General features: G+C 53.4%; 13 protein-coding genes and 1 pseudogene. 7 read left to right on the top strand and 7 right to left on the bottom strand.

Going from position 1 to position 19724, the window contains the following annotated elements; genetic code table 11:
- Positions 1-88 precede the first annotated feature (88 nt).
- Positions 89-1069 (top strand): lauroyl-Kdo(2)-lipid IV(A) myristoyltransferase, encoded by a 981-nt coding sequence (gene lpxM, locus BV494_RS04400; RefSeq protein ID WP_104921750.1) that lies wholly within the window; start codon positions 89-91, stop codon positions 1067-1069.
- A 60-nt stretch (positions 1070-1129) separates the two neighbouring features.
- On the opposite strand, the gene BV494_RS04405 is transcribed toward lpxM, so the two are convergent.
- From BV494_RS04405 to BV494_RS04430, 6 genes are all read right to left on the bottom strand, one after another.
- Positions 1130-2350 (bottom strand): MFS transporter, encoded by a 1221-nt coding sequence (locus BV494_RS04405; protein WP_104921751.1) that lies wholly within the window; start codon positions 2348-2350, stop codon positions 1130-1132.
- A gap of 80 nt (positions 2351-2430) precedes the next feature.
- Positions 2431-4815 (bottom strand): GNAT family N-acetyltransferase, encoded by a 2385-nt coding sequence (locus BV494_RS04410; protein ID WP_104921752.1) that lies wholly within the window; start codon positions 4813-4815, stop codon positions 2431-2433.
- A 14-nt stretch (positions 4816-4829) separates the two neighbouring features.
- Positions 4830-6155: a lysine N(6)-hydroxylase/L-ornithine N(5)-oxygenase family protein gene (locus BV494_RS04415; RefSeq protein WP_104921753.1), complete on the bottom strand. Its 1326-nt coding sequence runs from the start codon at positions 6153-6155 to the stop codon at positions 4830-4832.
- Positions 6156-6168: 13 nt separating this feature from the next.
- On the bottom strand, positions 6169-7737 hold the full coding sequence (locus BV494_RS04420; protein WP_104921754.1) for a pyridoxal phosphate-dependent decarboxylase family protein: 1569 nt from the start codon (positions 7735-7737) through the stop codon (positions 6169-6171).
- Positions 7738-8370: 633 nt separating this feature from the next.
- Positions 8371-9813: a pyruvate kinase gene (gene pyk, locus BV494_RS04425; RefSeq protein WP_104921755.1), complete on the bottom strand. Its 1443-nt coding sequence runs from the start codon at positions 9811-9813 to the stop codon at positions 8371-8373.
- 233 nt (positions 9814-10046) lie between these two features.
- Positions 10047-10916, bottom strand: a complete 870-nt coding sequence (locus BV494_RS04430; RefSeq protein WP_104924695.1) for a MurR/RpiR family transcriptional regulator — start codon at positions 10914-10916, stop codon at positions 10047-10049.
- Positions 10917-11325: 409 nt separating this feature from the next.
- Between BV494_RS04430 and zwf the strand changes: the two are divergent.
- Both zwf and BV494_RS04440 read left to right on the top strand, forming a co-directional pair.
- Positions 11326-12800, top strand: a pseudogene (zwf, locus tag BV494_RS04435) (glucose-6-phosphate dehydrogenase).
- A 204-nt stretch (positions 12801-13004) separates the two neighbouring features.
- Complete coding sequence (locus BV494_RS04440; RefSeq protein WP_104921756.1) at positions 13005-13646, top strand: bifunctional 4-hydroxy-2-oxoglutarate aldolase/2-dehydro-3-deoxy-phosphogluconate aldolase; 642 nt, start codon at positions 13005-13007, stop codon at positions 13644-13646.
- A gap of 105 nt (positions 13647-13751) precedes the next feature.
- On the opposite strand, the gene BV494_RS04445 is transcribed toward BV494_RS04440, so the two are convergent.
- Positions 13752-14096, bottom strand: a complete 345-nt coding sequence (locus BV494_RS04445; RefSeq protein WP_104921757.1) for a RidA family protein — start codon at positions 14094-14096, stop codon at positions 13752-13754.
- A gap of 144 nt (positions 14097-14240) precedes the next feature.
- On the opposite strand from BV494_RS04445, the gene yoaA reads away from it, so the two are divergent.
- The 4 genes from yoaA (at position 14241) to fadD (ending at position 19677) form a co-directional block, all read left to right on the top strand.
- On the top strand, positions 14241-16154 hold the full coding sequence (gene yoaA, locus BV494_RS04450) for a DNA repair helicase YoaA (RefSeq protein WP_104921758.1): 1914 nt from the start codon (positions 14241-14243) through the stop codon (positions 16152-16154).
- A gap of 72 nt (positions 16155-16226) precedes the next feature.
- Entirely contained in the window at positions 16227-16928 is a 702-nt protein-coding gene (tsaB, locus tag BV494_RS04455) for a tRNA (adenosine(37)-N6)-threonylcarbamoyltransferase complex dimerization subunit type 1 TsaB (protein ID WP_104921759.1), read from the top strand.
- Between the two features lie 62 nt (positions 16929-16990).
- Positions 16991-17623, top strand: a complete 633-nt coding sequence (locus tag BV494_RS04460; protein WP_104921760.1) for a Slp family lipoprotein — start codon at positions 16991-16993, stop codon at positions 17621-17623.
- A 356-nt stretch (positions 17624-17979) separates the two neighbouring features.
- Positions 17980-19677 carry a long-chain-fatty-acid--CoA ligase FadD gene (fadD, locus tag BV494_RS04465; protein WP_104921761.1) on the top strand — a complete coding sequence of 566 codons (1698 nt, stop codon included), beginning with the start codon at positions 17980-17982 and terminating at the stop codon, positions 19675-19677.
- The last annotated feature ends 47 nt before the right edge of the window (positions 19678-19724 follow it).

The raw sequence follows: 19724 nt of genomic DNA on the forward strand, positions 1-19724 counted from the left end.
TAGGTTTTACTGATTCGGAGCCGTGATTTATTGCAAAATAAATCATGGCACTTATCATTAAGCCAGAATTTGTCATAAGAGCCTGAGCATGCAGCCAGAAAAAGAAAAACGATCCACCGTAGAATTTATTCCGCAATTTCAGAAAGCCTTTTACCATCCGCGCTACTGGGGCGTCTGGCTGGGCGTCGGGGCGATGGCCGGTATGGCGTATCTGCCCGCGAAAGTCCGCGATCCGATTTTAGGCAGCCTGGGCCGTCTGGCCGGAAAGTTCGCCAAAGGCGCACGTCGTCGCGCGCAAATCAATCTGTTGTACTGTCTGCCCGAAACGCCGGAAGCGGAGCGCGAACACATCATTGATGAAATGTTTGCCACTGCGCCACAGTCGATGGTGATGATGGCGGAGCTGGCACTCCGTGACCCCAAAAAAATCACGCAGCGCATCCACTGGCACGGCAAAGAAATTGTCGACCAGATGCAGCGCGACGGCAAAAATGTGATTTTTTTGGTGCCACACGGCTGGGCTGTGGATATCCCGGCGATGCTGATGGCGGCCAGCGGTCAACCGATGGCGGCCATGTTCCATAACCAGAAGAACCCGCTGACGGATTATCTCTGGAACAGCGTGCGTCGTCGTTATGGCGGGCGTTTACATGCCCGAAATGACGGAATCAAACCCTTCATCAGCTCCGTGCGTCAGGGTTACTGGGGATATTATCTGCCGGATCAGGATCACGGCGCGGAGCACAGCGAATTCGTCGATTTCTTTGGCACCTACAAAGCGACATTGCCTGCCGTGGGTCGTCTGATGAAAGTCTGTCGTGCGCAGATTGTGCCGCTTTTCCCGGTGTATAACGGCAAAGAGCAGCGTCTGGATATTTTTGTCCGGCCACCGATGGATGATCTGGCGACAGCAGACGACAATCAGATCGCGCGCCGTATGAATGAAGAAGTGGAATTGCTGGTCGGGCCGAATCCTGAGCAATACACCTGGATCCTGAAATTGCTGAAAACACGCAAACCGGGTGAACCGGAGCCATATTCCCGCAAAGAGCTTTTCCCGAAAAAGTAAGCGTTAAACATCGGATTTACCAAAAAGGCTGAGCACAATACTCAGCCTTTTTAGCATTTGTTATCCCGCTTTTATGGCGCGTTTCAGAAACAGCGTGATCAGCAGCGTTCCCGCCGTACCGAACAGCAAACCGGCCAGCATGAAAATGCCGTATCCCTGCGCGAAATAAAGCTGTTTTGCCAGTTCAATGCCGGCCGCAAAAACCACAATGGTGATCAGCCCGAGTGCGGCTGCCACCGTGCCTTTGCCGGTCGGGCTGGAGAACAGCGTCAGCCGGTAAAGTCCTGCATTGACCAGCCCGGAACCCAGCGCATACAGGCTCAGACCCGCCGTTATCCAGTACCAGGCATTAACCATAAACAGCGCCGCATAAGTGCTGATGCAAAGCCCGAAAACAATCGGCAAAATCCCCAGCCAGATAGGTGTGCGGATATTCACGTTGCCGCTGAGTTTGCTCAGCACAACATTGCCGATGATAAGTCCCGTGAATACCGGAACCTGTAGCCAGCCGTATTGTAACGGCGTCATTCCGGCGTCCTGAATCAGCAGTACCGGGGACTGCGCGACCCACGCCAGCAGCGGCAAAGTGATCAGCCCGATAGACAATGAACCGGTCACCACACCCGCATTGGTGAATACTTCGCGGTAATCCGCCAGTAAACGGCGCATCGAAAAACGCCCGTCACGGCCTGACGCCGTTTCCGGCATGCTGCGCCATAATCCCCAGAAAGAAAGCGCCGAAATCAGCGCAAACAGCGCGAACATCGCTTTCCACGGCGCGTAGTGAATGAACACCGCGCCCGCCAGCGGCCCGAGCAGCGGGGCGATCAGCGTGATATTGGCCATCAGGGCCATCAGCTTTACGCTCAGCGCCTCATTGAACGCTTCCTGAATCGCGGCGTAACCCACTGCGCCGATAAAGCACAGGCTCATGCCTTGCAAAAAACGCATCAGGATAAATTGTTCGATGCTTTGCGTGAATACCGTCAGAAAGCAGGTGACGGTGAAAAAGGCCACCCCAGCCAGCAAAACCGGCCTGCGACCCAGCCGGTCCGAGAGCGGCCCGAGCAGCCATTGCAGAAGAATTCCGCCACACAGGTAAGCGGTCAGCGAGGTGGAAACCCAGTCGGCGCTGGCGCTGAAATCGCTGATGACCTGCAACATGCCTGGCTGAATCATATCGTGGGCAATATAAGTGGCGAATTCGAACATCACCAGCGACAGCGGAAACAGCCACTGACGCCAGCTCAGCTGAGAGGCAGGTTCAGAAACGGACGACATAACAAGACTTCTCCATTGCTCAAAATCAGAAAAGCGCGGCCCTCTCAGGCCGCGCTAAAAAACGTATTTAAGTGTGGGACTTAGTATTTATTCGCATACGCCGCAATCGGGTTTTCCAGCGTCCCGGCAAATTTAAGATTTTGCGCCGGATCCGACAGGTTGATCATCTGCTGGTTATTTGCCAGTTGCAGACGGTTCAGGCAGGAATGCGTGAACTCCGCGCCAAACATGTCGTAACGGGCAAACTTCTCCGCCAGTTCCGGATACTGAATCTGATAATCGCGCACCACTTCCGCCACCACCTGCCAGAACTGACCGGCCGGATAATCGCCGTTTTCTTCCAAAATGCGGGCGATAAAGCGGAACACACCGGCAAACACGTCGGTGAAGATAGACAGGATTTTCAGCTCTTCCGGCACGTCAACCGCCAGGCGTTTAGCTTTTTCCGGCAGAGGCGCATCCGGGTTCATCACGGCAATTTCTTCCGCGATATCTTTCATAAACGCGTTAACCGGAATGTTGTTTTCGAAACGCAGGATCAGGTTTTCACCGTGCGGCATGAACACCAGATCGTACTGATAGAAGCAGTGCAGCAGCGGGCTGAGGTAGGCGTGCATGTAACGCTTGAGCCAGTCGCCGGTGCCCAGACCCGAGGATTTAATCATCTCAACAATCAGGGCATCGCCGTGTTTGTCGGTATGTAAAAGCGCGGCCATGGTCATCAGGCGCTGATTCGGTTGCAGTTGCGCCACCGGGTTCTGACGCCACAGTGCGGCAAACATTTTCTTATACGCACTGTCGCCCTTAATGGCTTCTTCGAAATAGTGGTTGTGATAACCCAGCGAAGCCACTTCCTGCAGGATGCTGAAACCGGTGGATTGCAGGTAAGCATCGTTTTCGACCAGCTCTGCCAGCCATTCGTTGATGCCCGGCGTGGTCGCCATGTAATACGGCGAAAGCCCGCGCATGAAGCCCATATTCAGAATCGACAGCGCGGTTTTCACATAGCGGCCTTTCGGGCGGCTGGCGTTATAGAAGGTGCGGATCGATTGCTGCGCCAGATAGTTATCCTCGCCTTCACCGAGATAAATCAGGAACTGACGGGCGATGTCTGAAGCGAAAACGGTCAGTAATTTGTTCTGCCACTGCCACGGATGAACCGGCATGAAGTAGTAGTTTTTCGGATCCACACCTTTATCGACCAGACGCTGTGTGAACGCGCAAATCTGCGCATCGCCCAGTTCTTCGGCGATCAGCTTTTCGTACGGCAAACCTTCCACGCTGGCGAAATGAGCTTTGTCGTGATGGACGGCAACCCAGACCAGTTGCAGCGGATTTGCCGCTTCCGGCGCATAACGCACGTAGTCACCGGCATCAAAACCGATGCGGCCATTGTTGGCGATAAAGCTCGGATGGCCTTCGGTCATGCTGGTTTCAACGGTCTGGAAATCGGCTTCTGAAAGCTGTTTAGCCGTTGTGTGGTTGTTCGCCAGTTTGTACGCGCTGCTGTAAAGCGTGCTGCTGATTTCTTCCATGTAGGTCGGCAACATCGTCTGTGAAATACCGATCTGCTCCGCAAATTCAATGATGAATTTCAGCGCGTCCAGCGGTTGTGGTGCGAAGTTATCCAGACGCTGAATGCTGTCGAGGTCAATCATCCAGTCGTTCAGCGGTAACTGGCGCGCACGGAAACGGTATTCAATTTCGCTTGCCGGAACGGCCAGCTGATAGTCGGTCCACGTGCCGCTGTTTTGCATCGCAACCGGTGCGAGCAGGCGTTCATGCGTCAGTTCTGCCAGGCATTTACGTAACAGCAGGGCATTGGCTTTCGACCAAATTTCCGGTTGCAGATGCTGGCCGGATTGAAGATGAGATGAAGTCATGGTGTTTTTTTCCTTCTGGCGGGCCTGCAAAAAATCTTCGCGCTGGCAGAAAGCCAGCCACGCGGTTTTATGCGTCAGTTGAATTTGTTTCTGATAGCGGAAACCGGCACGCTTATTCAGTTTGTGAATTTTCTCGTTACGCACGTCGGGCTCAACCACCACGCGCTTCACGTCCGGCTGGCTGAACAGATATTCCATGACGGCTGAAAAGACCTGCCAGCTGAAACCGGAAACGGGTTTATCCGCCGGAGACAGCAAAATATGCATACCCATATCGCCCGGCTGAACGTCGTAGTGATCGCGCAATGGATCGTCCTGTACCGGATAGCATTCGATCAGAAAACGCGGCTGGCCGTCGATTTCGCCCATCAGCGCGGCCAGCGGTTTTCCGGCGGTCAGGTCGCGGTAAAAAACATCAACGTCGGCCACGCTGCTGTTCTGCATCCCCCAGAAATGCGCATAAGGCTGCGTCATCCACGCGTGCAAAATGGCGGCGTCTTTCGCCAGATATAGCGGGCGTAATGTCAGCTGACCGGCGTCACGCGGGCAGGTGAACAGGGGAGCGGGAGTCAATTCAGACATGGGGTATTTCTCCGTTATCTGTCTGCAAGGCTGTGGGCGCAGAAGGTCTGGAAAGCGATGGTTTTTTCCACCGGATAGACTTCCTCGCCGAGCATTTCGCGAATTATGGAACTGTTTCGGTAACACGCCATGCCCAGATCCGGCGTGACGAAGCCGTGGGTATGCAGTTCGGCGTTCTGGACAAAAATCTGGTTGTGGGCGTCGATGCTGTAATTGCGGTTGACGGCGTAGCGCCCGGCGTCGTCCCACTGAATGCGGTTGTGGATGCTTTCGATAAACTGCGGCGGCTGATAACCGTAACCGGTGGCGAGCACCACGGATTCCGTCTGGTGGCGGTATTCCTGCTGCTGCTCGTGGTGAAGCAGCGTCATCTCCAGCTCGCCTTTGCGGTTACCCGTCAGCGCCGTCAGCTCAGAATGCGTATAGAGATCGACATTCAGCGGGCCGTCCAGGCGTTTGGTGTACATCAGATCGTAGATGTCGTTGATCAGGCTGATGTTAATGCCTTTGTACAAGCCTTTTTGTTCGCGGTTAAGCTGGTCGCGCTTGCTCATCGGCAGGGCGTGGAAGTAATCGATGTACTCGGGCGAGGTCATTTCCAGCGTCAGTTTGCTGTATTCCAGCGGATAGAAACGCGGCGCGCGGGTCACCCAGGTCAGGTGATAATCGTACTTGTCGATTTCAGAAAGCAGGTCGTAATATATTTCCGCCGCACTCTGGCCGCTGCCGACCACGGTGATGGATTTCGAACGCTGCATCCGCGCTTTGTTCGGCAGATAGTCGCTGGAATGGTGAACGTTGCTGCCAGCTTCACGGGCGCAGGCCGGCATCCACGGCGACGGACCGGTACCCAGCACCAGACGTTTGGCGCGGTAAATCTGTTTATCGCCGCCTTGGGTTGAACGCGCCTGCACCAGATAACATTCCGTTTGCGCGTCCCATGTCACCTGTTCCACGCGCGTGGAAAATCGCAGGCTGGTCAGCTGTTCACAAACCCACTGGCAATACTGGTTGAACTCTTTGCGCATCATGAAGAAATTTTCACGAATATAGAAAGAGTACAGTTTTCCCTGCTGCTTCAGGTAGTTGAGGAAACTGTAAGGGCTGGTTGGATCGGCCAGTGTCACCAGATCGGCCATAAACGGCGTCTGCAAATGGGCGCTTTCCAGCATCATGCCGGTATGCCAGTCAAAGCCGTCATTTTGATCTAAAAACAGGCCGTTCAGCGCTTTTACCGGTTCCGTCAGACAGGCCAGGCCGAGGTTGAACGGGCCGATGCCAATCGCAATAAAATCGTAGGTCTGTTTATCTGAATGCAGTTCGGGGGAATAAAGGCTCATGGTGCAACTCCTGTTAGCGGTTCTTCGCGGCGCTCAGCGCGGCGGCGGTCAGTTCTTTACCGTAATGCGTGATAAGGCCGATCACATCGGCGACGTCTTCCGTGGTGGTGGTCGGGTTAAGCAGAGTGAATTTCAGGTACTGGCGCTGATGCACTTTGGTTCCGGCAATCACGGCGCTGCCGTCGCGGAAAATGGCTTTGCGTATATCGGCGTTAATGGCGTCAATTTGCTCCTGACTCATCGACATGCGCGGGACAAAGCGGAACACCAGCGTGCTCAGTTCGGGTTTGTGCAGCACGTCAATATTCGGGTTCTGTTCCATCATCTGATGGGTTTCGGTGGCACGTTCGAGCAACACATCGAAGGATTCGCCCAGCGCCTGCTGGCCCATGATGCGCAGCGTCAGCCACATTTTCAGGGCGTCGAAACGTTTGGTGGTCTGGATGCTTTTGTTGACCAGATTCGGCGTGCCTTCCAGTTTTGCACTCAGCGGATTCAGGTATTCCGCGTGGTGCGTGACGTGCTCCAAATGGTGATGGTCGTTGACCAGAAACGCGCTGCAACTCACCGGCTGGAAGAAGGATTTGTGATAATCAACGGTCACGGAATCGGCGAGGTGAATGCCTTCGATGCGCTGGCGATGCTGCGGGGAAACCAGTAAACCGCACCCGTAAGCGGCGTCAGCGTGCATCCAGATTTTCTCTTTGCGGCAGATTTCTGCGATCTCATTCAGCGGATCGATACTGCCGAAATCGGTGGTGCCTGCGGTGGCGACGATGGCAATCGGGATCAAACCTTCTGCGTGGCAGCGTTCGATTTCATGTTTCAGTGCGCTGATATCCATACGGAATTTGTCGTCACAGGCGACCGGCACCACGGCGTCGTAACCGAGGCCGAGCAGTGCGGCGGATTTCTGAATGCTGAAATGGCTGACCTGTGAACTGAAGATGCGCCAGCGGTTGGCTTCCGGCGGTAAGCCCTGATATTTGATGCTGTGCTGCGGATGCGTGCGCTTGCAGTGGCTGTCGCGCGCCAGCAGCATCGCCATCAGGTTAGATTGCGTGCCGCCGCTGGTGAAAATACCGTCGGACTGCGCGCCAAATCCGATGCGTGCCAGCGTCCAGTCGATGACCTTTTGCTCAATCAGCGTGCCGCCTGCGCTCTGATCCCAGGTATCGACGGAGGAGTTGATCGCGCTGATAAAAAGCTCGGCCAGTTGTGACGGGACGACGGTCGGGCAGTTGAGATGTGCGAGGTATTTCGGGTGGTGGAAATAGACGGCGTGCTGAAGATATAAATCATCCAGTTCTTCCAGCGCCAGCCTTGTTCCGTCTAACGGTTTGGTTAAATCAATATGGCGAAACTGTTCGGCTAATTCGGCAGGAGAGACACCAGAAAAAGGTTTTTCGGTCTGATTAATATGAGACTTAATTAATTCAATCCCTTGCTCGATCTGCGCCTGCCAGTCCGGGGTGCTATTTTGGTTGAAAATATAACCCTGATTTTTGCTAAATTTTTCCTGAGCAGGCGTAAGGTTATTCGTGCTGCCTTGCATTAATTCCCAATCATTTATCTGACTCATTATGAACCCTTTTAATCTGGCCTTTTACGTCGGGAGCGGGCGCGGGGCGTCCTCCCGAATGTATTAAGGAAATTTCAGTAAACGTAAGTGTTAGCAGGCAGGGCTAATGGCCACGCCTGTAAAGTGTATGGTTAACTATTTTTCTTTATCTAAAATTGCAGGTGATTTGTCTTGTCTGATTTCCTTAGTAAGGATTTATACAAGGTTTTAACGATTGGGAATCATTATAAATGCAAATCATTATCATTCAATGTCGATATTGAACATTTAGCGAATAGGGGCGTTTTTGATGTTTTTATGTGATCGCAGTCACATAAAAATGTAAATTCCGTTTTAGATACTCTTAATCCTATGAGAGGAATCTGTTTTTGTTATTCAATTCTGTGCGCTGTAAAGCGCCGTGCGTGATACAAAAAGTTATATTTAGCCATAATAAGTGCAGGTGTAATTTTCTTTAACAGCGGGGAATTATTGTGACGCTGGAGAGTATTTCCATCAGATGGCAAAATAATGATCAAATTAAGAACGTAAAATACCGTATTCCGGCAGGATAATAAGACGGTTAAACGAGGGGTATTAAAAAGGCCGATCAACGTGATCGGCCTTTGAGTTATATTTTATTACATTTAGCGATTAATCGACACGTAAAACGCGGCTGGTATTGGTGGTGCCGATGGTGCTCATGACATCACCCTGAGTGATGATCACCAGGTCGCCGGAAAGCAGGTAGCCTTTATCACGCAGCAAGTTCACCGCGTCCTGAGCCGCCGCCACGCCGTCGTTCACGCTGTCGAAGAAGACTGGCGTGACACCGCGGTAAATGGCGGTCAGGTTAAGCGTATGTTCGTGGCGGGACATGGCAAAAATCGGCAGGCCGGAGCTGATGCGTGACAACATCAGTGCGGTACGGCCAGATTCTGTCATGGAGATAATCGCCGTGACGCCTTTCAGGTGGTTGGCGGCGTACATGGCCGACATGGCGATGGCTTCTTCGGTGTTATCAAATTCCACGTCCAGACGGTGTTTGGAAACGTTGATGCTTGGGATTTTTTCAGCACCGAGACAAACGCGCGCCATCGCAGCCACGGTTTCTGACGGATACTGCCCGGCAGCCGTTTCCGCAGAAAGCATCACGGCGTCGGTTCCGTCGAGTACGGCGTTTGCGACGTCCATCACTTCAGCACGGGTTGGCATCGGATTGGTGATCATCGATTCCATCATCTGCGTCGCGGTAATCACAGCGCGGTTAAGCTGACGGGCACGGCGGATCAGTTTCTTCTGAATACCTACCAGTTCCGGGTCGCCAATTTCAACGCCCAGATCACCACGAGCCACCATGACAACGTCGGAGGCGAGAATGATGTCATCCATTGCCGCATCGGTCGCGACGGCTTCAGCACGTTCAACTTTGGAAACGATTTGCGCATTACAGCCAGCTTCGCGTGCCAGGCGGCGTGCGTAGTTAAGATCTTCGCCGGTGCGCGGGAAGGAAACCGCCAGGAAATCTACGTCCATTTTGGCCGCAGTAATAATGTCGGCTTTATCTTTTTCAGTCAGGGCTTCAGCGGAAAGACCGCCGCCCAGCTTGTTGATGCCTTTGTTGTTGGACAGCGGGCCGCCAACGGTGACTTCGGTGAACACTTTCATGCCCTGAACTTCGATCACTTTTAACTGCACGCGGCCATCATCGAGCAGCAGAATGTCGCCCGGTACCACGTCCGCAGGCAGACCTTTGTAGTCGATACCCACTTTTTCTTTATCGCCTTCACCCTTGCTCATGTTGGCATCGAGCAGGAATTTGTCCCCGATATTCAGGAAGACTTTACCTTCTTTAAAGGTCGATACGCGGATTTTTGGACCTTGCAGATCGCCCAGAATAGCGACGTGGCGGCCAAGGCGGGCCGCGATTTCGCGCACTTTGTTGGCGCGCAGGATGTGGTCTTCAGGAGTGCCGTGGGAGAAATTCATACGTACAACGTTTGCACCGGCGGCAATAATTTTTTCGAGGTTATTGTCGCGGTCAGTTGCAGGACCGAGGGTGGTAACAATCTTTGTTCTTCTGAGCCTTCTGGACATGCCTTACTCCGTTAACTGGTGAAGCAATTATTGTGCAAAAAACAGCGGGTCCACATTGGGTCGAGGTGTCATTGTAATACAAAAGAGTTTCACCTGTGTGACCCGCTGACCTCATGTCTGACATCGGTCTTGCGCACTTTGCGCATAGATTTTCCGCCAGACTCCCTATTAAATCGTTGGTGCTCAATTAAACTGTTTTATGAATGATTTGAGGCTGGCTGTGCTGGTCGAAATCATTCAAGCAGGTTAGGGACGACGATACCCTTATCAAAGCGCGATTCTTTCAACGCTTCTTTGACCCGCTTCAGGTTATCTCTGAATTTTGCGCCACGGCGCAAAGTAAAACCGGTCGCCAGCACGTCGATCAACGTCAGTTGCGCAATTCTCGAGACCATTGGCATATAAACGTCGGTGTCTTCGGGAACGTCCAGCAACAGCGCGAGCGTGGCTTCGTGCGCCAGCGGCGTATTAAAAGAGGTAATGGCAATCACTGTGGCATCGTTTTCGCGGGCAAGTTGCGCGAGTTCCACCAGATTTTTGGTGCGTCCGGTGTGAGAAATCAGCACGACGACGTCGCCTTCGCTGGAATTCATGCAACTCATGCGCTGCATGACGATGTCATCGAAGTAGACCACGGGAATGTTGAAGCGGAAAAATTTGTTCATGGCATCATGCGCCACGGCGGCGGAAGCACCCAGCCCGAAGAAGGAAATCTTTTTGGCCTGCGTGAGTAAATCGACCGCGCGGTTGATGGCGGCGATGTCCAGGGTGTTTTTCACCTGATCGAGGCTGGCCATCGCAGATTCAAAGATTTTACTGGTGTAAGCGCTGACGCTGTCACTTTCATCCACGTTACGGTTCACATAAGGTGTACCGTTTGCCAGACTTTGTGCCAGATGCAGTTTAAAATCTGGAAACCCTTTTGTGTCGAGACGACGGCAAAAACGGTTTACAGTAGGCTCACTGACGTCGGCCATGCGGGCCAGGGTGGCAATACTGGAATGAATGGCAATGTGCGGCGATGCGAGGATAACTTCGGCAACTTTGCGTTCTGACTTGCTCAGAATGTCAAGGCTGGTCTGGATTTTTTCCAATGTATTCATAAGCATGCCACTCATAGGTTTCAACGATTTCTTTGAAAAGAGGAAATCGTTCTGATTTGATGAAAATATACTACGCGCTTCAGGCCGTTGGCAGCGTCAGTCAGGCGAATTTACGGCTTTTTTTGTCAGAGTTTGACCGGGATCTAACTTTCAGTATGGTAAATTCTGTTCTGTTTTGTCATAAAATTACAGAATGCGACCGGTTTTTAGCATGTCTGGAGTACATATGATAAAAACAGGGCTTTATCAGCAAGTTATCACGCTGTCAGATCAAGGTTTACGGCTCACGGGCAATCAGAGTACATTGTTGCTGAAATAAAATTACAATATGTACCCGAGATAATTCGAGTTGCAGCGCACGCAAAGGCAACCAGAATAAATTAGGTATTCCTGCATTGAGGAGAAGAACATGGCGGTAACTCAGACAGCCCAGGCTTGTGATCTGGTAATTTTCGGTGCAAAGGGCGATCTTGCGCGCCGTAAGCTGTTGCCTTCCTTGTATCAGTTAGAGAAAGCGGGTCACATTCACCCTGACACCCGTATCATCGGTGTCGGACGTGCGGAATGGGACAAAGCGGCCTATACCGAAGTGGTTAAAGAAGCACTGACCACCTTCATGAAAGAAAAAATTGATCCGGAACTGTGGGATAAACTCAGTGCCCGTCTTGATTTCTGTAACCTTGATGTCAACGATCTGAAGCATTTTAAAGTACTCGGCAAAATGCTGGATCAAAAAAATCGCGCCACCATTAACTACTTTGCGATTGCCCCAGGTCACTTCGGCGCAATCTGCCGGGGTCTGGGTGAAGCAGGGCTGAACAAAGAACCTGCGCGCGTTGTGATGGAAAAACCACTGGGACACTCGCTTGAGTCTTCTCAGGTCATCAACGATCAGGTCGCAGAGTACTTCGCTGAATCTCAGGTTTACCGTATCGACCATTATCTGGGTAAAGAAACGGTTCTGAACCTGCTGGCGCTGCGTTTCGCCAACAACCTGTTCGCCAGCAACTGGGATAACCGCACTATTGACCACGTGCAGATCACCGTCGCTGAAGAAGTGGGTATCGAAGGCCGCTGGGGGTATTTCGATGACGCGGGCCAGATGCGCGACATGATCCAGAACCACTTGCTGCAAATTCTGACCATGATTGCCATGTCGCCACCGGCCGATCTGAGCACTGACCGTATTCGTGATGAAAAAGTCAAAGTGCTGCGTTCCCTGCGTCGTATCGACCAGTCAAACGTGCGCGAAAACACCGTGCGCGGCCAGTACACCGCCGGCTTCGTACAGGGCAAAAAGTGCCTGGCTATTTGGAAGAAGAAGGCGCGAAAAAAACCAGCAGCACCGAAACTTTCGTGTCAATCCGTGTGGATATCGACAACTGGCAGTGGGCTGGCGTGCCGTTCTACCTGCGTACCGGTAAACGTCTGCCGACCAAATGTTCTGAAGTTGTGGTGTATTTCAAGAGCCCGGCGCTGAACCTGTTCCGTGATTCTTACCAGCAGTTGCCGCAGAATAAACTGACCATTCGTCTGCAACCGGACGAAGGTATTGAAATCGAAGTGCTGAACAAGGTTCCGGGTCTGGAACACAAACATCGTCTGCAGACCACCAAACTGGACCTGAGCTTCACCGAAACCTTCAACGAGCAACACATCGCTGATGCTTACGAGCGTCTGCTGCTGGAAACCATGCGTGGGATCCAGGCGCTGTTCGTCCGTCGTGACGAAGTGGAAGAAGCCTGGAAATGGGTCGACTCCATCATGAATGCATGGGCGGCGGAAAGCGAAGCACCAAAACCGTATCAGTCCGGTACATGGGGGCCGGTGGCTTCTGTGGCCATGATTACCCGTGACGGCCGTTCCTGGAACGAGTTCGAATAACCGGTGATCCTTTAAAAAACGCTGCTCATGCAGCGTTTTTTTATGACACATCAATTCTTTTCGCAGTCAGGAATAGTAGTATCTCGTCGAATCGGGTGTGGTCGGTTTCTGGCAACGTTTTTTCTTTCTGAAAAGTTGCCAGACCCTGTGGCAGGGGCGCGCCATCAATCACAACGGTGCCTGCGGGCATGAACGGAGAACAAGATGAAAAACTGGAAAACAAGCGCGGAACAAATTCTGACCTCAGGGCCGGTTGTTCCTGTGATTGTTATCAACAAACTGGAACACGCCGTTCCGCTGGCGAAAGCGCTGGTTGCCGGTGGTGTGCGTGTGCTGGAAGTGACGTTACGTACCGCTTGTGCGATGGACGCAATCCGTGCGATTGCCAAAGAAGTGCCGGACGCCATTATTGGTGCGGGTACCGTTCTCAATCCTGAACAACTGGCCGAAGTCACCGAAGCAGGCGCTCAGTTTGCGATCAGCCCTGGCCTGACAGATGCTTTGCTGAAAGCCGCCAGCGCCGGTTCTATCCCATTAATTCCGGGGATCTGCACCGTATCAGAACTGATGATGGGTCTGGATGCCGGTCTGCGTGAATTCAAATTCTTCCCGGCGGAAGCTAACGGCGGCGTGAAAGCGTTGCAGGCGATTGCCGGTCCGTTCCCGCAAGTGCGTTTCTGCCCGACCGGTGGAATTTCACCGGCGAACTACCGTGATTATCTGGCGCTGAAAAGCGTGCTGTGCATCGGCGGTTCATGGCTGGTGCCTGCGGACGCGCTGGAAAGCGGCGATTACGCACGTATCACTGAGCTGGCGAAAGAAGCCGTTGCAGGCGCAAAAGCGTAATACCCGTCATCCTTCGTGTTGCCTTAACGTGACCCGAATGTTATAGGGTATTTCAAAATGAGAAAACCTCCCGCGGGAGGTTTTTTTATGTCTGAGATCCGGCGCTTAGCGTGCGGCGATGATCTTAATTTCGATTTTGTATTTCGGGTTCATCAGGTTTGCCTGCACGGTGCAGCGAACCGGCGCGTTACCCGGAGACACCCAAGCATCCCAGGCTTCGTTCATCGCCGGGAAATCTTCCTTGTGAACCAGAAACAGCGTGGCATCGAGAATTTTGCTTTTGTCTGAACCGGCTTCAGTCAGCACCGCATCGATGATAGCCAGCGTTTCAGCGGTCTGATCTTTAGCATTCGCATCCAGATTTTCCGGCACCGCGGTGTAATAAATGGTGTCGTTGTGGATGACCACATCGGACATGCGTGGCTCAGGTCGGATCCGTTGGATAGTCATACTGTTGTGCTCCCGTTAGTCACTTTTTATTGATGGCGGTAAGGGTAACACAAAGGTTTGCTGCGTTGGATTGGCAGATGGCGGTGGCGGTGAGGGCGTTCGGTTGGCATAATCACTGCTGATCCGTACAGGTAGAGAGATGCAGTGACAGACGATTTTGCAACAGATGGCGCCCTGGCGCAGAAAATTGAAGGTTTCAAACCCCGTGAACCGCAGCGTCTGATGGCGCAGGCCGTCAGCAAAGCCATCAGTGGTAAACAAGGGCTGGTCGTTGAGGCCGGAACCGGAACCGGGAAAACCTACGCCTATCTCGCGCCGGCATTACGCTCGGGCAAAAAAGTCATTATTTCTACCGGCTCGAAAAACTTACAGGATCAGCTGTTTTCCCGTGACCTGCCGAAAGTCGCTTCTGCGCTGCAATTTAAAGGCCGTCTGGCGCTGCTGAAAGGGCGCTCGAATTATCTGTGTCTGGAACGTCTGGAGCAGCAATCACTATCTGGCGGTGATCTCGCCAGTCAGGCGCTCAGCGAACTTGCGCATCTGCGGCACTGGTCGAGCAGCACGGAAGAGGGCGATATCAGTACCTGCACCGTGGTGCCGGAAGACAGTTTTGTCTGGCCGCTGGTGACCAGCACCAACGATAACTGTCTGGGCAGCGACTGCCCGCTCTACAAAGAATGTTTCGTCGTCAAAGCCCGCCGTAAGGCGATGGACGCGGACGTCGTGGTCGTGAATCATCACCTTTTTATGGCCGATATGGTGGTCAAAGAGAGCGGTTTCGGAGAGCTTATCCCGCAGGCTGACGTGATGATTTTCGACGAAGCCCATCAGATCCCCGATATCGCCAGCCAGTATTTCGGTCAGCAGATCACCAGCCGTCAGTTGCTGGATATGGCGAAGGACATCACCATCGCTTACCGCACGGAAGTGCGTGATTCGGTGCAGTTGCAGAAAAGCGCTGACCGCCTGAGTCAGAGCACGATGGACTTCCGTCTGGCGCTCGGCGAGCCCGGTTTTCGCGGTAATTTGCGCGACGTGCTCAGCCAGCCTGCCATTCAGCGCGCGCTTTTGCTGCTCGATGACGCGCTGGAACTATGCTACGACGTGGTCAAACTGTCTCTCGGGCGCTCTGCTTTACTGGACGCCGCTTTCGAGCGCGCTACGCTGTACCGTAACCGTCTCAAGCGCCTGAAAGATTTGACGATTCCCGGCTACAGCTACTGGTACGAATGCAATTCACGTCATTTTGTTCTGGCGCTGACGCCGCTGTCGGTGACCGATAAATTCGGTGAAATGATGAAAGAAAAGCCGGGCGCGTGGATTTTCACTTCCGCAACGCTTTCGGTGAACGATCAGTTACATCATTTCACCGAACGTCTCGGACTGGATGAGGCAGAAACATTGCTGTTGCCCAGCCCGTTTGATTACGCCAAACAGGCGCTGTTGTGCGTACCGCGTTTTCTGCCTGAATCGAACGGTCAGGGAAGTGCCAAACAGCTGGCGCGTATGCTCCGGCCATTGATCGAAGCCAACAAAGGGCGCTGTTTCTTCCTGTGTACCTCGCACAAAATGATGCGTGAGCTGGCAGAAGAATTCCGCGCCAGCCTGACGCTGCCGGTCTTATTGCAGGGCGAAACCAGCAAAGGTCAGCTTTTGGCGCAGTTTGTCGAAGCGGGCAATGCGTTGCTGGTGGCCACCAGCAGTTTCTGGGAAGGCGTTGACGTACGCGGTGACGCGCTGTCGTGCGTCATTATCGATAAATTGCCGTTCACCTCGCCGGACGATCCGCTGCTGAAAGCACGTATCGAAGATTGCCGTTTGCGCGGCGGCGACCCGTTCAATGACGTACAATTACCGGATGCGGTCATTACGCTCAAACAGGGCGTCGGGCGTCTGATCCGTGACACCGATGACCGTGGCGTGATGGTGATTTGCGACAACCGGCTTGTCATGCGCCCGTATGGCGAAGTTTTCCTCAACAGTTTGCCGCCGACGCCGCGTACGCGTGATCTGGCACAAGCGATCCGCTTTTTACAGAACGTGGAAGAGCAGAAATAGCCTTCACGTTATGTTAGGATAGCGCCCCGAAAAAAGGCCCTAACTTATTCATTTCCCCGCCTGAGGTTTGGCATGTCCACGCGAATTTTAGCAATTGATACGGCGACAGAAGCCTGTTCGGTTGCGCTTTACAATGAGGGCGAAACGCTCGCCCATTTTGAACTCTGCGCCCGTGAACATACGCAGCGTATTTTGCCGCTGGTGCAGCAGATCCTCGCCGAAGCGGGCCTGACGTTAAATCAGCTCGATGCCCTGGCCTTTGGCCGCGGGCCGGGCAGTTTTACCGGCGTGCGTATCGGTATCGGTATGGCACAGGGATTGTCGCTGGGCGCGGAATTGCCGCTGTTGCCGGTTTCCACTTTGCAGACCATGGCGCAGGGCGCGTATCGGCAGACCGGCGCTGAAAACGTGCTGGCCGCCATCGATGCGCGTATGGGCGAAGTGTACTGGGGCGAATTTTCCCGGAACGCTCAGGGCGTCTGGAGTGGTGAGAGCACCGAAAAAGTGATCAAACCTGAGCAACTCACCGAACAGACCGGTTCACTGACCGGCCGTTTTGCGACCGTTGGGACCGGCTGGGAAGCTTATCCACATTTGCTGGGTGAATCTCCGGTTGTAGAATTATTTGATGGCAAAATGTTACTACCCCACGCGGAAGATATGCTGCCGCTGGCGCTCCAGCTCTGGGAAAACGGCGTTCGCGTAAATCCTGAAGATGCTGAACCCACTTATCTGCGCAACGAAGTTACGTGGAAAAAGCTGCCAGGACGGTAAGTTACCGCAACTTGTGTACTTAAAAGTGGTCAAAATTAAAAGTATGCACAGGAGTCATCGCAATGCGTAAGTGGTCAGCAGTCCAGCAGTTTTCGGTTCAGACAGGTAAGAAATGGGCGTTGAGCGCGGTCGCGCTGAGCGTACTGGTGTTGTCAGGATGTGTCACCGTTCCGGATGAAATCCGCGGAACCACGGCAACGCCGCAAATGAATTTACAGGCGGTGCAGGGCGCGCCGAATCTGTATGTCGGGCAGGAGTCGCGTTTTGGCGGCAAAGTGGTGACGGTCACCAATTTGCAAAATAAAACACGTCTCGAAATCGCCACAATGCCGCTTGATGATGGCGCACGGCCAATACTGGGCTCAGCATCGCGTGGCCGTATCCTGGCCTACATCAACGGTTTCGTCGATCCGGTGGATTACCGCAACCAACTCGTGACCGTGGTCGGCCCGATCACCGGTGTTGAAAAAGGCACCGTAGGCCAGTCGTCCTATGATTTTGTGACCGTTAACGTCAACAGTTTTAAACGGTGGCGTATTGAGCAGCAAGTCGTGATGCCGCCTCAGCCGATTGGCCCGTGGGGTTGGGGATACGGGGGACCGTACGACAGCTGGGGGCGAGGGTTTGGGCCCGGATGGGGGCCCGGCTGGTATAACATGGGGCCCGCACGGGTCCAGAGCGTCGTCACCGAATAACCGGCACAATCATGGTGCGCCGCCTCCGCACGGGGCTCCACCGCCACACGGCGGTCAGCCCCCGCATGGCCCGCCACCTCAGGCTGCAATGAGGCCGGCACCGGGACATCCGGCACCGCCGCCGCCGCCGAAAAAGTAAAAACAGACAAGATCGTTGCTAAGGCGGCTTAATTGCCGCCTTTTTCTTTTTAAGCCACGGACGGTTTGGCTCACGAAGGGCACAGAAAAAGTGACCCGCCTCTCAACCTCGACATTGTTTGAAACGCAACTGGTAAGCTGAGTTAAAATATTGTTAAAGACGTGATAAAACTCGTCAAATTGAGACGGCAACAGTACATGATTTCAGGAGTGATACCTTGGAAAAGGTTTGGCTAAAACGTTATCCGGCGGATGTTCCCGAGAACATCGACCCTGACCGCTACAGCTCGCTGGTCGAGATGTTTGAGAATGCCACGCTGTGCTATGCCGACAGCCCGGCGTTTATCAACATGGGCGAGGTCATGACGTTCCGTAAGCTCGAGGAGCGTAGTCGTGCTTTTGCGGCCTATCTGCAAAACCAGTTGGGGCTGAAAAAAGGCGACCGCGTCGCCCTGATGATGCCTAATCTGCTGCAATATCCGATTGCGCTGTTTGGCGTCTTGCGCGCGGGCATGGTCGTCGTGAACGTTAACCCGCTGTATACGCCGCGCGAGCTGGAACATCAGCTTAACGATAGCGGTGCCAGCGCCATTGTGATTGTGTCCAACTTTGCCCATACGCTGGAAAAAGTGGTCTACAAAACGCAGATCAAGCATGTGATCCTGACCCGGATGGGCGATCAGCTTTCTGCAGCAAAAGGCACACTGGTTAATTTTGTTGTCAAATATGTGAAACGGCTGGTGCCTAAGTATCACCTGCCGAACGCGATTTCCTTCCGCAGTGCCCTGCAATACGGGCGTCGTTTGCAATACATCAAACCCGATATCATCAATGATGATCTGGCGTTTCTGCAATATACCGGCGGAACCACCGGCGTGGCGAAGGGCGCGATGCTGACGCACCGGAACATGCAGGCCAATCTGGAACAGGCAAAAGCGGCGTATGCGCCGTTGCTGCAACCGGGTCATGAACTGGTGGTAACGGCACTGCCGCTGTATCACATCTTTGCGCTGACGGTGAACTGCCTGTTGTTCCTCGATCTGGGGGGTAAAAGCCTGCTGATTACTAACCCGCGTGATGTGCCGGGCATGGTGAAAGAACTGTCGAAATACCCGTTCACCGCCATCAGCGGGGTGAATACGCTGTTCAACGCGCTGCTCAATAATGAAGATTTCCGTGAACTGGATTTCTCGACGCTGCGTCTTTCCGTCGGCGGCGGGATGTCGGTTCAGAAGTCTGTCGCGGATAAGTGGGAAAAGCTGACCGGTAAGCATTTGCTGGAAGGCTATGGCCTGACGGAGTGTTCGCCGCTGGTGGCAGGCAACCCGTATGATCTGAAACATTACAGCGGCAGCATCGGTTTACCGGTGCCGTCTACGGAAGTACGACTGGTGGATGATAACGGCCAGGATGTCGCGCCGGGTCAACCCGGAGAGCTGTGGGTGCGCGGGCCGCAGGTGATGCTGGGCTACTGGCAACGGCCTTCGGCGACCGATGAGGTGCTAAAAGATGGCTGGTTATCGACGGGCGATATCGTTACAGTGGACGAGCAGGGCTTTTTGCGGATTGTAGATCGCAAAAAAGACATGATTCTGGTTTCCGGTTTCAATGTTTACCCTAACGAAATTGAAGAGGTGGTTTCACAACATGACAAAGTACTCGAAGTTGCCGCCATTGGTGTGCCCAACGAGTCGTCGGGTGAAATCGTCAAAATTTGCGTGGTGAAGAAAGATCCGTCACTGACCAGCGAAGAACTTCTGGCACATTGTCGCCGGTTACTAACCGGTTACAAAGTACCGAAGATTGTCGAGTTTCGCGATGAGTTACCGAAGTCAAATGTCGGTAAGATCCTCAGGCGCGAACTTCGCGATGAGCAGGCAAAACCGAAGGACGATACGAAGCAGGATGCGGCATAACGTTTGCCCGCTGCGCTGTGATGGTCACTCTCAACGCCGGATATGTC

Origin of the sequence: Rahnella sikkimica, assembly GCF_002951615.1 — a bacterium.
GTDB classification, from domain to species: Bacteria; Pseudomonadota; Gammaproteobacteria; order Enterobacterales; family Enterobacteriaceae; genus Rahnella; species Rahnella sikkimica.

What these genes read in the sequence shown, in the direction of transcription:
- BV494_RS04420 (WP_104921754.1), bottom strand. Translation starts at nt 7,737, where the DNA reads ATGAGTCAGATAAATGATTGGGAATTAATGCAAGGCAGCACGAATAAC.
- BV494_RS04405 (WP_104921751.1), bottom strand. Translation starts at nt 2,350, where the DNA reads ATGTCGTCCGTTTCTGAACCTGCCTCTCAGCTGAGCTGGCGTCAGTGG.
- lpxM (WP_104921750.1), top strand. Translation starts at nt 89, where the DNA reads ATGCAGCCAGAAAAAGAAAAACGATCCACCGTAGAATTTATTCCGCAA.
- BV494_RS04445 (WP_104921757.1), bottom strand. Translation starts at nt 14,096, where the DNA reads ATGACTATCCAACGGATCCGACCTGAGCCACGCATGTCCGATGTGGTC.
- pyk (WP_104921755.1), bottom strand. Translation starts at nt 9,813, where the DNA reads ATGTCCAGAAGGCTCAGAAGAACAAAGATTGTTACCACCCTCGGTCCT.
- BV494_RS04440 (WP_104921756.1), top strand. Translation starts at nt 13,005, where the DNA reads ATGAAAAACTGGAAAACAAGCGCGGAACAAATTCTGACCTCAGGGCCG.
- tsaB (WP_104921759.1), top strand. Translation starts at nt 16,227, where the DNA reads ATGTCCACGCGAATTTTAGCAATTGATACGGCGACAGAAGCCTGTTCG.
- BV494_RS04415 (WP_104921753.1), bottom strand. Translation starts at nt 6,155, where the DNA reads ATGAGCCTTTATTCCCCCGAACTGCATTCAGATAAACAGACCTACGAT.
- BV494_RS04410 (WP_104921752.1), bottom strand. Translation starts at nt 4,815, where the DNA reads ATGTCTGAATTGACTCCCGCTCCCCTGTTCACCTGCCCGCGTGACGCC.
- BV494_RS04460 (WP_104921760.1), top strand. Translation starts at nt 16,991, where the DNA reads ATGCGTAAGTGGTCAGCAGTCCAGCAGTTTTCGGTTCAGACAGGTAAG.
- BV494_RS04430 (WP_104924695.1), bottom strand. Translation starts at nt 10,916, where the DNA reads ATGAATACATTGGAAAAAATCCAGACCAGCCTTGACATTCTGAGCAAG.